Source organism: Caballeronia sp. LZ032, assembly GCF_031451315.1.
Classification (GTDB): Bacteria; Pseudomonadota; Gammaproteobacteria; order Burkholderiales; family Burkholderiaceae; genus Caballeronia.
On record NZ_JARUXP010000001.1, the window covers coordinates 2,461,536 to 2,475,086 of the forward strand.

Annotated in this window: 12 protein-coding genes; 7 read left to right on the forward strand and 5 right to left on the reverse strand. The window is 65.5% G+C overall.

What is annotated here, in order from left to right:
* Positions 1-10 precede the first annotated feature (10 nt).
* The 3 genes from QCE69_RS11495 to QCE69_RS11505 form a co-directional block, all read right to left on the reverse strand.
* Positions 11-1,042, reverse strand: a complete 1,032-nt coding sequence (locus QCE69_RS11495) for a glycosyltransferase family 4 protein (protein WP_309930782.1) — start codon at positions 1,040-1,042, stop codon at positions 11-13.
* Positions 1,043-1,204: 162 nt separating this feature from the next.
* Positions 1,205-2,173 carry an NAD-dependent epimerase/dehydratase family protein gene (locus tag QCE69_RS11500; RefSeq protein ID WP_309930784.1) on the reverse strand — a complete coding sequence of 323 codons (969 nt, stop codon included), beginning with the start codon at positions 2,171-2,173 and terminating at the stop codon, positions 1,205-1,207.
* Positions 2,170-3,033 (reverse strand): glycosyltransferase family 2 protein, encoded by an 864-nt coding sequence (locus QCE69_RS11505; protein ID WP_309930786.1) that lies wholly within the window; start codon positions 3,031-3,033, stop codon positions 2,170-2,172. The genes QCE69_RS11500 and QCE69_RS11505 overlap by 4 nt, the downstream gene beginning before the upstream one ends.
* A 275-nt stretch (positions 3,034-3,308) precedes the next feature.
* On the opposite strand from QCE69_RS11505, the gene QCE69_RS11510 reads away from it, so the two are divergent.
* The 3 genes from QCE69_RS11510 to QCE69_RS11520 are packed head-to-tail and all read left to right on the forward strand — an operon-like array spanning position 3,309 to position 6,787.
* Entirely contained in the window at positions 3,309-4,730 is a 1,422-nt protein-coding gene (locus QCE69_RS11510) for a UbiA family prenyltransferase (RefSeq protein WP_309930788.1), read from the forward strand.
* 3 nt (positions 4,731-4,733) lie between these two features.
* A complete protein-coding gene (locus QCE69_RS11515) occupies positions 4,734-6,050 on the forward strand; it encodes an FAD-binding oxidoreductase (protein ID WP_309918116.1) in 1,317 nt (438 codons plus the stop codon).
* On the forward strand, positions 6,047-6,787 hold the full coding sequence (locus tag QCE69_RS11520) for an SDR family oxidoreductase (protein WP_309930790.1): 741 nt from the start codon (positions 6,047-6,049) through the stop codon (positions 6,785-6,787). The genes QCE69_RS11515 and QCE69_RS11520 overlap by 4 nt, the downstream gene beginning before the upstream one ends.
* A 31-nt stretch (positions 6,788-6,818) precedes the next feature.
* Here the strand turns inward: QCE69_RS11520 and QCE69_RS11525 are convergent, their stop codons facing one another.
* Positions 6,819-7,247 (reverse strand): GtrA family protein, encoded by a 429-nt coding sequence (locus QCE69_RS11525; protein WP_309918119.1) that lies wholly within the window; start codon positions 7,245-7,247, stop codon positions 6,819-6,821.
* Positions 7,248-7,294: 47 nt separating this feature from the next.
* Positions 7,295-8,734, reverse strand: coding sequence for a hypothetical protein (locus tag QCE69_RS11530; RefSeq protein WP_309918123.1), 1,440 nt, complete (start codon positions 8,732-8,734; stop codon positions 7,295-7,297).
* Positions 8,735-9,253: 519 nt separating this feature from the next.
* On the opposite strand from QCE69_RS11530, the gene QCE69_RS11535 reads away from it, so the two are divergent.
* From QCE69_RS11535 to QCE69_RS11550, 4 genes are all read left to right on the forward strand, one after another.
* A complete protein-coding gene (locus tag QCE69_RS11535) occupies positions 9,254-10,081 on the forward strand; it encodes an ABC transporter permease (RefSeq protein ID WP_309918125.1) in 828 nt (275 codons plus the stop codon).
* Between the two features lie 102 nt (positions 10,082-10,183).
* Positions 10,184-11,605: a mannose-1-phosphate guanylyltransferase/mannose-6-phosphate isomerase gene (locus QCE69_RS11540; RefSeq protein ID WP_309918128.1), complete on the forward strand. Its 1,422-nt coding sequence runs from the start codon at positions 10,184-10,186 to the stop codon at positions 11,603-11,605.
* 54 nt (positions 11,606-11,659) lie between these two features.
* On the forward strand, positions 11,660-12,301 hold the full coding sequence (locus QCE69_RS11545; protein WP_309809533.1) for an acyltransferase: 642 nt from the start codon (positions 11,660-11,662) through the stop codon (positions 12,299-12,301).
* On the forward strand, positions 12,288-13,538 hold the full coding sequence (locus QCE69_RS11550) for a glycosyltransferase (protein ID WP_309930792.1): 1,251 nt from the start codon (positions 12,288-12,290) through the stop codon (positions 13,536-13,538). The genes QCE69_RS11545 and QCE69_RS11550 overlap by 14 nt, the downstream gene beginning before the upstream one ends.
* Positions 13,539-13,551: the final 13 nt, after the last annotated feature.

Below are 13,551 nucleotides of genomic sequence, written 5' to 3' on the forward strand. Positions count from 1 at the left end.
CAGCAGGACCTCAAAGTTGTTCGGAACGGCGCGTTTCATGCCGCCGCCAACGCGCGTCGACCACCGCGCCCGCGGCCACAACCACGACTGCCCAGCCCGCTACCGCCAGCCACTGCATGGAGAGGGAACAATGCAGCGCCCCATTGGCGAGAATTATGCCCGCCGCCATGAACAGATACCAGACAAGCGCCGTGCGCGCGTGTCCGAAACCCATACGCACCATTCGTTGATAGTAATGCTCGCGATGTGCTCGCCAAAATTTTTCGCCGCGCGCGAGCCGCCGGACCAGCGTGACCGAGGCGTCGGCGATGAACGGCGCGAATACCAGCGCCGGGAACCAGATGGGCCACACACCGTGCTGCCAACCCCAGTACCCCAGTGCGCCAGCGAGGAAACCCAGGGAAATAGACCCGGCATCGCCGAGAAAAATCCGGGCCGGATGAAAATTCAGGGTCAGGAAGCCGGCGGCCGCGCCGGCAATGCCGATGCTTGCCAGACCCAGGCCGAATGCCGGCGCAGGCGCGGGCCCGGCGAGCGCGGCGGCGGCGTAGCCCGCGAAACCGAACAGCGCCATGCCGCCGGCGAGGCCGTCCGAGCCGTCCATGAAGTTGTAGAGATTGACGAGCCAGAGCATCAGGAAGCCGATCACCACGAGCGCCCACCACGGCACCGCCGCCGGATGCGTGACGATCACCGCGATCACGGCGATGAAGTGCGCGGCGAAGCGCACGCGTGCGGGCAGGCCGCGGCGGTCGTCGATCAGCGAGACGGCGGCAAGGAACAGCACGCAGACGGCGATCAGCCACATGGACGGCGCGCAGACCAGCAGCGCGGCGGCAGCCGCCGGCACGATGCCCCAGCCGCCGACGCGCGGCGTGGGCCGCTCGTGCAGCGAGCGTTCGTTGGGGATATCGGTGGCGAGGCGCCAGGCGAGGCCGGTGCGCAGCAGCGTCTGGAGGATCAGCACGCACGCGACGAAGGCCAGCACCGCGACGATGATCGCGGCGATGAACGGCGAGTTGTCAGATAACGAAAGCGGCATGCAGGGTTATTGGATTATCCAGGCGAAGAGCGCCCGCCGAAGGGCGAGTTTCGCTTGGCAAAACCCCAAAGGATACGCGATTGTCCGGCGGCTCCGGTTTTTAAAATCAGACGAATACAGCCGGTCGCGCGCCGCTTCGTTGCTGCGTCTGGCGCGCGCAGGTCAACGTTGCTTCGAGCGATACCACTCGGCTGTCACGGCCAGTCCCTGATCGAGCGTCTGCGGCGCCCGCCAGCCCAGCGTCTCGCGAATCCGGCTGGAATCCACCCGCAAGCTGTTCGTCAGGCGTTCGATCTGCGCGGTCTTGCCTGCCAGCCGCGCCATGCCGCGCAGCCATCCCGGCGGCACCGGGACCAGCCGCGCCGGCCTGCCAAGATGCTCGCCCAGCTTGCGCACGAGTTCCGCGACGCCCGGGTCTTCGCCGTCCGTCACGTGGAACACGCGGCCCGCGGCGGCGGGATGCAGCGCGCATTCGACCGTCGCGCTCGCGAGGTTGTCCACCGACACGAGGCTGCGGCGCGCGTCGATCGCGCCGAGCGGCAGCGGCACGCCGCGCGCGACCGCGTTCATCATCGCGAGAAAGTTGGCGCGCACGCCGGGACCGTACACGAGCGGCGGGCGCACCACCACTACTTCCATACCAGTGCGGCTGCCGAATTCGAGCAGCCGGACCTCGGCTTCCGCCTTCGAGGCGCCGTACGCGTCCGGCGGACGGCGCTCGTCGTCCTCGCTGAAGGGACGGCCCGGGTCGTGTTCCCCCAGCGCCTTGATGCTGCTCATCAGCACGAAGCGGGTCGCGCCCGCGCGGCGCGCGGCCTCGGCGGCGCCGAGCGCGCCCGCCACGTTGACCGCCCGGTAGGCTTCGAGCACCGCCTCGGCTTGTGAGGCAGCCTCACCCATCACATGCACGCGCGCGGCGAGATGGATCACCGCTTCGCAACCCGCGAAGGCTTCGGGACCGAGCGCGTCGAGTCCTTCGACCACACGCACCTCGACGTCCGGCCCGCACGCCGCGCCGGCGCGCACGAGACCCGTCGCCGCGATGCCGCGTGCGAGCAGCGCCCGGCTCACCGCCCGGCCGACGAACCCGTTCGCGCCGGTCACCGCGATGCGTTGGCCCGGCGCGCTCACAGCCACTTCCAGCCGAAGCGGTTGAAGAAGCGGAACGCCGACGTGACGAACAGCTTCACATGCGTCGAACCCTTGCGTGCCGCGCCGCCGCCGTGATGCAGGATGCGCACCGACGGCACATACACGACGCGCGCGAAGTTTCGCGTACGCAGGCTCAGATCGTAGTCTTCGAAGTAGAGGAAATAACGCGGATCGAAACCGCCGAGCGATTTGAGCACGCCGGTCCGGAACAGCATGAAGCAGCCGCTCACGATGGGCGGATCCCATACGATGTCCCGCTCGCCGATGACATCGCGCATTTCATAACGCGCCAGGCGCCGCGCGAACAACTTGCGCAGCGACGCGGGCAGGAAGCCGCGCGCGAACAAATCGAGGACGGTCGGGTAGCGGCGGCACAGGAACTGCTGCGCACCGTCTTCGCCGCCGATCCACGGCGCGAGCAATCCGGCATCGGGCTCCGCCTGAAGAAAGGCGAGTGCGCGGCGCAGGCCGTCGGCGTTCAGCTCGACATCGGGATTGAGGATCAGATGAAAGCGGCTGCGGGTCCGCTCGATCGCGAGATTGTGGCCACGTCCGTAGCCGACATTGCCATGCCCCCGGATCACGACGGTCTCGAGGCCTTCGTCGGATGGCGCCGGAAGATCGGCGAACTCGCCGGGATTGCCGTTGTCGATCAGGTAAAGCTGCGTATGTCCGGCCACGTCGTGCAGCTGGCCCAGCGCGGCGTCGAGTGTTTCGACCGTGCGTGCGAGCAGCGCCGCATCCGGCCGATAGACCACGATGGAGATGCTGAGCGGGCAATCATCGCCGGTTCGCTCCGGCCTTGAGGTGCTCCGGCCTTGCGGTGGGATCGCGTTCATCGGACAAGGAGAGGTGTCCGCGCCACGAAAGGAATACGGACCGCGTCATGAAGTGGAAACCGCACCGATTGTGCTCAAAGTCACCCTTTTCGGCAACCGCACGAGCCTCCGGAAAAGCCGCGGCCGGGAAGATTTGTAAAATTTTGAGCTTGGGTTTGTGCTAAATTCCGCCCACTCGCAGTGACCATGCCCTATCCGAATCGGCCCCTGCTGTTGCTTCGGCTCCGACCGGACCCTCGCAGTGGGCTTACCCTGATCACCTTATCGTGAACTGAATGAGCAAGCCCATCGTCGTCGATCTCGACGGTACGTTGATTCGCTCCGACATTCTCGTCGAGAGCGGATTCGCCTTCCTGAGATCGTTTCCGCAGAAGTTCTTCCAGCCGCTGCAATGGCTCGCGAGCGGCGGCAAGCCCGCGCTCAAGGCGGGGCTCGCGGAGCACGTGTCGATCGACGTGACCACCCTGCCGTACAACCTCCAGGTCATCAACTGGCTGACGGAGATGCGCGCGGCGGGCCGCGAGCTCGTGCTGGCCACGGCAAGCCACGAGTCGTTCGCCAAGCGCATCGCCGAACATCTCGGCCTCTTCGTCCGCGTCTTCGCCAGCGACGAGCGCGTCAATCTTTCGTCGCATCGCAAGCGTGAGCGGCTGGTCGCCGAATACGGCGAGAAGGGCTTCGACTACGTCGGCAATTCGCACGACGACATCGCCGTCTGGCAATCGGCCGACCGTGCCTATGTCGTGAATCCGCATGCGGGCGTGATGCGCGCCGCGAATCGCGGCGCCAACGTCGAGCAGGTGTTCGAAAACCGTCCGCCACAGTTCAAGGTCTGGGCCAAGGCGCTGCGCCTGCACCAGTGGCTCAAGAATCTGCTGATCCTGGTGCCGCTGCTCGCCGGACATCATCTCGCCAACCTGGCTCTGCTCGGGCATGCCGTGCTCGCGTTCGTATCGTTCGGCCTGTGCGCGTCGAGCGTCTATCTGCTGAACGACCTGCTCGATCTCGAGGACGACCGCCATCATCCGGTCAAGCGCAGGCGGCCGCTCGCCGCCGGCACCCTGCCGCTGCTGTGGGGCATGGCCTTGTGTCCGGTGCTGCTCGCCGTGGCCTTCGGCATCGCCGCCGCGTTCCTGCCATGGCGCTTCAGCGCGGTGCTGCTCGGCTATTACGTGCTGACGCTCGCGTATTCGCTCGTGCTCAAGCGGCGCGTGATGATCGATGTGGTCACGCTCGCCGCGCTCTATACGACGCGCATCATCGCCGGGGCGGCCGCGATCAGCGTGCATCTGACTTTCTGGCTGCTCGCCTTCTCGATGTTCTTCTTCCTGAGCCTCGCGTTCGTGAAGCGTTACGCCGAACTGAACGCGATGGTGCAGGCCGGCCGCGAAAAAACCCGCGGACGCGGCTATCTGTCCGACGACCTCTCGATGGTATCGTCGCTCGGCACGGCCTCGGGCTACATCTCGGTGCTGGTGCTCGCCATGTACATCCAGGACGGGGGCACGACGGTGCTGTACCGGCATCCGCAATACATCTGGCTCGCCTGCCCGGTCATGCTCTACTGGATCAGCCGCACCTGGATCATCACGCATCGCGGCGGCATGAACGACGATCCCATCGTGTTCGCCGCGCGCGACCGCATGAGCCTGCTGGTGGTCGCGCTGTGCGGCCTGGCCTTCTGGCTCGCGACCTGACCGATGAGCGAACTGCTTTCCTGGGGCCGCTATCCCCGTCTGCCGCAGACGCCGCACGCCGCTCACTGGCGCGATCAGGCGCAGGCGCAGTGGCGCGGGGTGCAAGAGACGCACGGCACGACGCTCGCCTTCGGCAACGGCCGCAGTTACGGCGATGTCTGCCTCGCCAGTTCCGATCACGTGTTCCAGACGCTCGCGCTCGACCGCATCATTTCGGCCGACTGGACCCGCGGCATCGTGCGCGCCGAGCCCGGCATCACCTTCGAGCAGATCCTCGCCGTCGCGGTGCCGCGCGGCTGGATGCTGCCGGTCACGCCGGGCACGAAATACGTGACGCTGGGCGGCGCCATCGCCAATGACGTGCACGGCAAGAACCATCATGTGCGCGGCACTTTCGGCCGTCACGTCCGCGCGTTCGGCCTCGCGCGCAGCGACGGCACGGTGCTCGAATGCTCGCCGGACACGAACCCCGAGTGGTTCAAGGCAACCATCGGCGGACTCGGGCTCACCGGGCTGATCCTGTGGGCCGAGTTCGCGCTGATGCCGATCCGCACGAGCCTGATCGACGTGACGAGCATCCGTTTCGGCAAGCTCGACGAGTTCTTCGATCTCTCGGAAGAGTACGACGCGAAGCACGAGTACTGCGTCGCCTGGGTGGATTGCGCGAGCCGCGGCGCCTCGCTCGGACGCGGCATCTTCATGGCGGGCGATCACGCGATCCACGGCTCGCTCGATGTCGAGCAACGCCGCAAGCGCAGCGTGCCGTTCACGCCGCCCGTGTCGCTCATCAACGGCCTCACGCTGCGCGCGTTCAACGAGCTGTACTACCGCAAGCAGCGCAAGCCGGTCGAGGTGTCGCGCGTTGGCTACGACGGCTACTTCTATCCGCTCGACAGCCTGCTCGAATGGAACCGCATCTACGGACCTGCGGGCTTCCAGCAATACCAGTGCGTCGTGCCGGCCGCGACCGCGCGCGATGCGGTGCGCGCGATGCTCGATCGCATCTCGTCGAGCGGGACAGGATCGTTCCTCGCGGTGCTCAAGCGCTGCGGCGACATTGCGTCGCCCGGGCTGCTGTCCTTTCCGATGGAAGGCACCTCGCTCGCACTCGACTTCCCGCAGCACGATGCCCGTAACGCGCCGCTGTTCGCCGCGCTCGACACCCTCGTGCGCGAAGCGGGCGGACGCATCTATCCGGCGAAGGACGCGCACATGTCCGCCGCCGATTTCCGCGCCGCTTATCCTCAATGGCAGCAGCTCGAATCGCTTCGCGATCCCGCGATGCTGTCGCACTTCTGGAAACGAATGATCGCCTCATGAAGAACATCGTCATCGTAGGCGCCACGTCCGCCATCGCCATTGCCTGTGCCCGCGAATGGGCCGCGAAAGGCGCGCGCTTCTTCCTCGTGGCGCGCAACCAGGACCGCATGGAGCAGGTCGCCGCCGATCTCACGGCGCGCGGCGCGGCTTCGGCGGCTGTGTACCGGCTCGACCTCGACACGCTCGACGAGCACGCCGCGATGCTCGCCGCCTGCGCCGCGCAGATGGATTCCATCGATATCGTGCTGGTCGCCTCCGGCACCCTGCCCGATCAGGCCGCTTGCCAGAACGACCCGGCGGTGGCCGTGCGCGAATTTCACACCAATGCGCTCTCGCTGATCGCGCTGCTCACGCCGCTCGCCAACCGGCTCGAAGCGCAGCGGCACGGCGTGCTTGCCGTGATCTCGTCGGTGGCGGGCGATCGCGGGCGGCCGTCGAATTATCTGTATGGCAGCGCCAAGGCCGCGCTGCAGGCCTTCCTTGAAGGGCTGCGCGCGCGCCTCTTCAAGGTCGGCGTGCATGTGCTGGACATCAAGCCGGGCTTCGTCGCCACGCCGATGACCGAAGGGCTGCCGCTGCCGGGTCCGCTGGTCGCGACGCCGGAGAAGGTCGCGAAGGACATCGTGCGCGCGGTCGAGCGCAGGAAGGACGTGCTTTATACGCCGTGGTTCTGGTGGGGCATCATGCTCATCATCCGCAACGTGCCGCGCTTCCTCTTCAAGCGCGCGTCGCTCTGACGTGTCGCCACGGCGCCGGCGGGACGAGCGATCAGTCGCGGGCGGCCAGCGCGGGCTGCTCGCCGCCGAAGCTGCGGAACACGTAGCGCTTGTCGAGCCGGTACTTGATCACATAGCCGATCGCCAGGCCGATGCACGCGCCCACGTAGCGCATGGTGGCCGTCCCGAAGACATGCTCGAACGCGAATTCGACGCCCCAGAAGATCGCGGTGGTGACGAGGCCCATCGTCACGTAGAGCGTGAACATGGTGGCGTCGTGACGGGCGTTCTCCGCCTTGAAGCGGAAGATCCATTTCTTGTCGAGCACGTACTTCACGACCAGCCCGACGCCCGTGCCCACGAGCACGGACAGCACGATATGCCACGGACCGCCGTAGATGCGCGTCGAGAGATCCTGCGCGCCGATGTTGGCGAGCGTCGCGATGGCGGCGAAGAACGAATAGAGCAACACGAGCTGCATGGAAATTCCGGATCCGGTTGATGGAGCGACGGGGATAAGGCGCTGAATCAGGCGTGTTCCTGCGCGTCCGCCGGCTCGGCGCCGCGTCCGCGCAGCAGCAATGCCAGCACGCCCGGCACGAAGAATACCGCGGACAGCGACAGCGCATAGCTCGCGCCGATCAGATGGCGGGTATTGTCCGCGAGACCATCGCCGAAGGACGTGGCATAGCCCACGAAGCCGAACAGCCCCAGGAAGGACGCGATCTTCAGCAGCACGAGCCGCCCTGCCCGCGCGCTGCCGCGGTATTGCGCGATGAGCACGAGCGCCACGACGAGCGACGCGAGCATCGCATAGTTGAGCCGCTCCCGATACAGGTCGCGCCACCACGAAAACACGGGCAGGTTGAAGAAATTGTCGCCGTGCTCGAGCTTCGTGCCGAGATAGCCGATGCGAATCTCGTTGCCTGTGTCGAACACGGCCTGCGCGATGCGCGGCACGATCACCGGCTTGACGAGGGCGAGGCGCACCACATCGGCATAGCGGGCGTGCGCGCGTTCCATGCAGGACGGCCCGTCGGGCGCATAGGCGATCACGTTGACGCATTCGCGCAGGACGGGCTTGTCGCCGATGCGCTCGATGCCTGCGATTTCCCGCGGCGACAGCACGCTCAACGCGCCCGCATAGACCGCATGGTATTGGTTGATGCTCTTGAACGCGCCCGAGAACACCGGCAGCAAGGTCGCGGCGACGCAGACCGTCAGCACGGCCGCCGTCTTGAGCCGCGCGCGCCGTGCGTCGAACAACGGCATCACGAAGGGCGCGACAATCAGCGGCAGCGGGAAGAAGGCCGTCTTGGCCGCGCCGACGAACGTGGCGAGCAGCAGCGCGCACCAGCGCGGGGCGCGCGCCGGCTGCGCATCCCGTTCGCTGCGATAAATGCACAGTGCGATCACCGGCAGGAACACGATGACCAGCTGATCCTCGAAGAAGGTATTGAAATACGCTGAGAAATCCGCCGACAGCGCGAGTACCGCGGCAATCAGCATGAATATCCAGGTGGTCAGCAGATGCTCGGCGCGGCGCAGGCGCATGAACAGCGCAATGAACGCGCAGAAGTAGATGGCGCGCGAGATCAGCGAGCCGATGATCAGCGAATACCGGCCCGACCCGCAGTCGATCAGCCTGACGAACAGCGACTGCACGAACACATAGGCCTTGTAGGACGACAGCGTCAACAGCGCGGGCCGCTGCAACCAGCTCTGCGCGAACACCCATTTGTCGTGCCACGAAGAGAGGAATAGCCGATGTGCTTCATCGCTGCCTGGCGGCGGAAACAGCGAACTGAATCCGGCCGGCCTGTCGATGAAGAACGTGATGCTGCGGTTGAAGTCCATGTTGTCGGCGAGGCCGCTCAACAAATGGAGTGATCCTAATGTGACCAGCAGCACCGCGAAGGCGCGGAATAGCGTTCGGGATGCGAAGAAGCCCTTGATGTACGCTGGCATGAACCTCTGGGGACGTATCGATGAGCGGCGCGCGCGTGCTTGCAACTGCGGCCTGAAGGAAGAGAATGCCTGGTCGACGATACCGGCGAAGGCAGTTACACGACAGCGACCAAGTGTAACGGACGTTTCAAATCAAAAGATGACTTGCCCGCAGGTTGTCCGGCGGGGGAACATTTCGGATTCTTTCTTATTTACGCCGTGGTGCGTGCGTCACTGGCGCGCCCTGATGCCCGTCTTTGGACCAGCCCGCGGGCCGCGGCACGGAACGGGCATGCAGTATAATTTGCCGCCCCTGCGTCCCACTGCAAAGCAGGCGGCGACGCCCCAGCCGTATCAAGAAATACGATAACGTCGTGCTGTTTTTACCGGCTGAAGGCGTGATCGCACTAGAAAACGGTTAATTTTGCATCCTGCGACGGGCGGACCACCCATATCACCGTCGCGCGCTACGAGCAGGGGTGATGTGCTGCGCGCTTGATGAAACGCGCCCGGCCATTGCAACAGCATTCGCAAAACTTGATGAATCCACATTCGAAGCATCCCGCGTCATTCGCCGCGATTCTGAAGACCGTATGGCGCAACCGCGGATTGATCGTCCAGATGACGCAGCGTGAAGTGATCGGCCGCTATCGCGGTTCGGCGATGGGGCTCGCCTGGTCGTTCTTCAATCCGGTGCTGATGCTGGTGGTCTACACGTTCTTCTTCTCGGTGGTGTTCAAGGCGCGCTGGGGCACGCTCGACGACAACAAGGGCGCGTTCGCCGTCGTCCTGTTCGTCGGCCTGATCCTGCACAGCCTGCTCGCCGAATGCATCAACCGCGCGCCCACGCTGATCCTCGCCAACGTCAACTACGTGAAGAAAGTGATCTTCCCGCTGGAGATCCTGCCGATCGTCGCGCTCGGCTCGGCGCTGTTTCACAGCGCCATCAGCCTGCTGGTGCTGCTCATCGCGGAAGTGATCCTGCTGCATGCGCTGCCGTGGACCGCGCTGCTCTTCCCGCTGATCCTCGCGCCGCTGCTGATCGGCGCGATGGGCTTCGCGTGGTTCCTGTCGGCGTTCGGCGTGTACGTGCGCGACATCGCGCAGATCACGGGCATCCTCACCTCGGTGCTGATGTTCCTCTCGCCGGTGTTCTATCCCGTGTCGAACCTGCCGCCGCAGTACCAGACCTGGATCCGGCTGAATCCGCTGACCTTCATCATCGAGGAAGGCCGCAATACGCTCATTTTCGGCAAGCAGCCCGACTGGACCAGTTGGCTCGTCTGCATGGCCGGCTCGATCCTCGTCTGCTGGTTCGGCTTCTGGTGGTTCCAGCGCGCCCGCCGAGGCTTCGCCGATGTACTGTAAGCTTGACGGCGGACCTGTTCCGGCTGTCGGCACTTGAGAGATCGCGCGCGCGGCAGGGTCCGCGCGCAGGAATTGTCGAAGTTATCCGGAGGCTAGCAACACATGTCGGCTCAACTCGTCCCCACCATTCTTTGCGGCGGCGCCGGATCTCGCCTGTGGCCGGTCTCGCGCGAATCGCATCCGAAGCCGTTCATCCGGCTGGAAGACGGCGAAAGCCTGCTGCAGAAAGCGTTCAAGCGCGGCGCCGAGCTTCCGGGCGTCGCCCAGGTCCTGACGGTCACCAACCGTGACCTGTTCTTCAAGACCAACGACGAGTATCGCGAAGTGAATCCGGCGGCCCTGCCCGCCTCGTTCATCCTTGAACCGTTCGGCCGCAACACGGCAGTCGCCGTGGCGGCCGCGGCGCTGCACGTCGCCGCCACGCTCGGCGAAGACGCGCTGCTGCTCGTGCTGCCGGCAGACCATCTGGTGCGCAACCACGCCGCGTTCGCGCAAGCGGTGACGCAGGCCGTGCAGCTCGCGCAGGCGGGCGCGCTCGTCACCTTCGGCATTGCGCCGACCTTTCCCGAAACCGCCTACGGCTATATCGAGGCGGACGGCACGAAGGTACGGCGCTTCGTCGAGAAGCCGGATGCCGAGACCGCGCAAGCCTACGTCGACTCGGGCAACTTCCTGTGGAATGCCGGCATGTTCTGCCTGCGCGCCGGCACGGTGCTCGCCGAGATGGCGCAGCACTGCCCCGACGTGCTCGACGCCACCCGCACCTGCCTGGACGCCGCCCGCCGCGCCGCCGGTGCGGACGGCGCGCAGATCGAACTCGATGCCGACACGCTCGCGCGCGCCCCGGACATCTCGATCGACTATGCGCTGATGGAGCGTTCCTCGAACGTCGCGGTCGTGCGCTGCGATATCGGCTGGAGCGACATCGGCTCGTGGAACGCAATGGGCGAACTCTCGCCCGCCGACGAACGCGGCAATCGCGTCGAAGGCGAAGCGCTGCTGCACGACGTCTCGAACTGCTACGTGCGCAGCGAGAGCCGTCTGGTGGGCGCGGTGGGGGTGGAAGATTTGCTGATCGTCGATACCTCGGACGCCCTGCTGGTGGCCAACCGCCACCGCGCGCAGGACGTGCGGCACGTGTATGCCGCGCTCAAGGCGAGCGGCCACGAAGCCTACAAGGTGCATCGCAGCGTCCACCGGCCGTGGGGCATCTATACGGTGCTCGAGGAAGGCTCGCGCTTCAAGATCAAGCGCATCGAAGTGAAGCCCGGCGCGAGCCTCAGCCTGCAACTGCATCATCATCGCAGCGAGCACTGGATCGTCGTGAGCGGCATGGCGCTCGTGGTCAACGGCGAGAACGAGTTCTACGTACGCACCAACGAATCGACCTACATTCCCGCGGGACACAAGCACCGGCTGACGAATCCGGGCGTCGTGGATCTCGTGATGATCGAGGTGCAGAGCGGCGAATATCTGGGCGAAGACGATATCGTCCGCTTCGACGACAACTACGGACGCAGCTGACGCGGCCCGCGTCCTGCGCATCGTCCAAGGCAGCCACTCACTCCATCACGACCCATGAGCCAAGCCAGCGCGCGCCCGAGCCTGAAACATCGCATCAAGGCGAGGCTCCTGCGCTCCTCGACCTATTACTTCCTCGCGGCGCTGAAATACTACGTCGGCAACAACGTGATTGCGCGCGTGCCGTTCGAGCGCCTGCGCAACGCGTACTACCGGCGCGTGCTGGGCATCCGTATCGGCCAGCGCACGCACGTCAGCATGCGGCAGTTCTTCACGGGCTATCACTCGCGCTGCAACGTGACGATCGGGAACAACTGCGTGCTCAACCGCGAGATCTATCTCGACGGCCGCACCGGCGTGACCATCGGCAACAACGTCAACATCTCGTTCCAGTGCTGCATTCTCTCGCTGCATCACGACCACAATCATCCGGGCTTTGCGTCCATCGGCGGCGTGGTCGAGATTCACGATCACGCGTGGCTCGGCGCCCGTGCCACCCTGCTGCCGGGCGTGACCATCGGCGAAGGCGCGGTGGTCGCGGCCGGTGCGGTCGTGACGAAGGACGTCGCGCCGTACACGGTGGTCGGCGGCGTGCCCGCAAAACAGATTGGCGAGCGCAATCGCGAGATCGCCTACCTGACCGATTTTTCACCTTTCTTTGACACCGACGTTTTCGACGAATCTCATGGCCACGCGTAAAAAGAACGTTCTCGTCTTCACCCTGGCGCCGCCGCTGCCGGCCAACGCCGGTGGCGCGATCTATACGATGAACACGCTCGCGCCGCTCGTCGACGACTACGACTTCCATCTGTTCACCATCGGCGGCGAGGAAGAGCAGAAGAAAGTGGCGCAGCATCGCGAGCTGTACGAGCGGCACTTCAAGTCGGTGCACGTCGAGCCGCGCGCGCCGATGCCGTCCGACAAGACCACCGCCGGCCGCGCGCTGCACTCGCTGGTGCATTCGCTGCACGGCCTGCCGTTCATGGACGCGAGCTATTTCAGCCGCGCCGCCGTGCGCAATGCGCGCCGCATCATTCGCGAGCAGCACATCGACATGCTCGAAGTGCACACCACGCACCTCGCGTTCTTCCGCAAGTTCGCGCGCGAGTTGCCGGCCGTGCTGGTGAGCCACAACATCGAGTCGGACCTGTTCCCGTTCTGGATTCCGGGCGGACTCGGCGGCTGGCAGAAGCTCGCGGTGTCGAAAGTGGCGGAGATCAGCCGCCGCAACGCGCGGAAGGTCGAGATCGACAACGCCTGGAATTTCGACGCGATGACCTTCATCTCGCGCGAGGACATGGAGCGCGTCACCGCGCCGGTCGAGAAGCACTACATTCCGCTGTGCTTCCCGGTGAAGCCGTCCGACTACGACAAGAAGCCGAAGGATGCCGTGAACCTGCTGTGGATGGGCGGCTTCTGGTGGTATCCGAACGCGGAAGGCGTGTCGTGGTTCGTGCGCGAGATCCTGCCGCTCGTGAAGGACCGCCTCGCCGAAAACAACATCCGGCTGCAATTCCTCGGCGCGAATCCGCCCGACGACCTGAAGGCGCTGCATGACGGCAAGCACATCTTCGTGCATGGCTTCGTGCCCTCCATCGAGCCGATTCTCGCCGAAGCGCATCTGCTGTTCGTGCCGCTCCTGTCGGGCAGCGGCGTGCGCGTGAAGATCCTGGAGTCGATGAGCAACGGCATTCCCATTCTCAGCACCTCCAAGGGCTGCGAAGGGCTCGGCGCGGTGGACGGCCGCGATCTCGTCATCGCCGACACCGCCGCCGATTTTGCCGAAGCCATGATCCGCCTCGCGCAGGATCCGGCGCAACGCGCCGCCATGGCCCGCAACGCTCAGGAGCTGCTGCGCACGCGCTACGACCTCGACGCCTGCGTCGACATCAAACGCCGCCTTTACAACAAGCTGCTGGGCATCAACGCCGCATAGCACGCGCCGGCCG

Excerpts from the sequence above, each read along its gene's own strand:
- QCE69_RS11495 (WP_309930782.1), bottom strand. The coding sequence starts at position 1,042 with ATGCCGCTTTCGTTATCTGACAACTCGCCGTTCATCGCCGCGATCATC.
- QCE69_RS11505 (WP_309930786.1), bottom strand. The coding sequence starts at position 3,033 with ATGAACGCGATCCCACCGCAAGGCCGGAGCACCTCAAGGCCGGAGCGA.
- QCE69_RS11510 (WP_309930788.1), top strand. The coding sequence starts at position 3,309 with ATGAGCAAGCCCATCGTCGTCGATCTCGACGGTACGTTGATTCGCTCC.
- QCE69_RS11515 (WP_309918116.1), top strand. The coding sequence starts at position 4,734 with ATGAGCGAACTGCTTTCCTGGGGCCGCTATCCCCGTCTGCCGCAGACG.
- QCE69_RS11520 (WP_309930790.1), top strand. The coding sequence starts at position 6,047 with ATGAAGAACATCGTCATCGTAGGCGCCACGTCCGCCATCGCCATTGCC.
- QCE69_RS11525 (WP_309918119.1), bottom strand. The coding sequence starts at position 7,247 with ATGCAGCTCGTGTTGCTCTATTCGTTCTTCGCCGCCATCGCGACGCTC.
- QCE69_RS11530 (WP_309918123.1), bottom strand. The coding sequence starts at position 8,734 with ATGCCAGCGTACATCAAGGGCTTCTTCGCATCCCGAACGCTATTCCGC.
- QCE69_RS11535 (WP_309918125.1), top strand. The coding sequence starts at position 9,254 with ATGAATCCACATTCGAAGCATCCCGCGTCATTCGCCGCGATTCTGAAG.
- QCE69_RS11540 (WP_309918128.1), top strand. The coding sequence starts at position 10,184 with ATGTCGGCTCAACTCGTCCCCACCATTCTTTGCGGCGGCGCCGGATCT.
- QCE69_RS11545 (WP_309809533.1), top strand. The coding sequence starts at position 11,660 with ATGAGCCAAGCCAGCGCGCGCCCGAGCCTGAAACATCGCATCAAGGCG.
- QCE69_RS11550 (WP_309930792.1), top strand. The coding sequence starts at position 12,288 with ATGGCCACGCGTAAAAAGAACGTTCTCGTCTTCACCCTGGCGCCGCCG.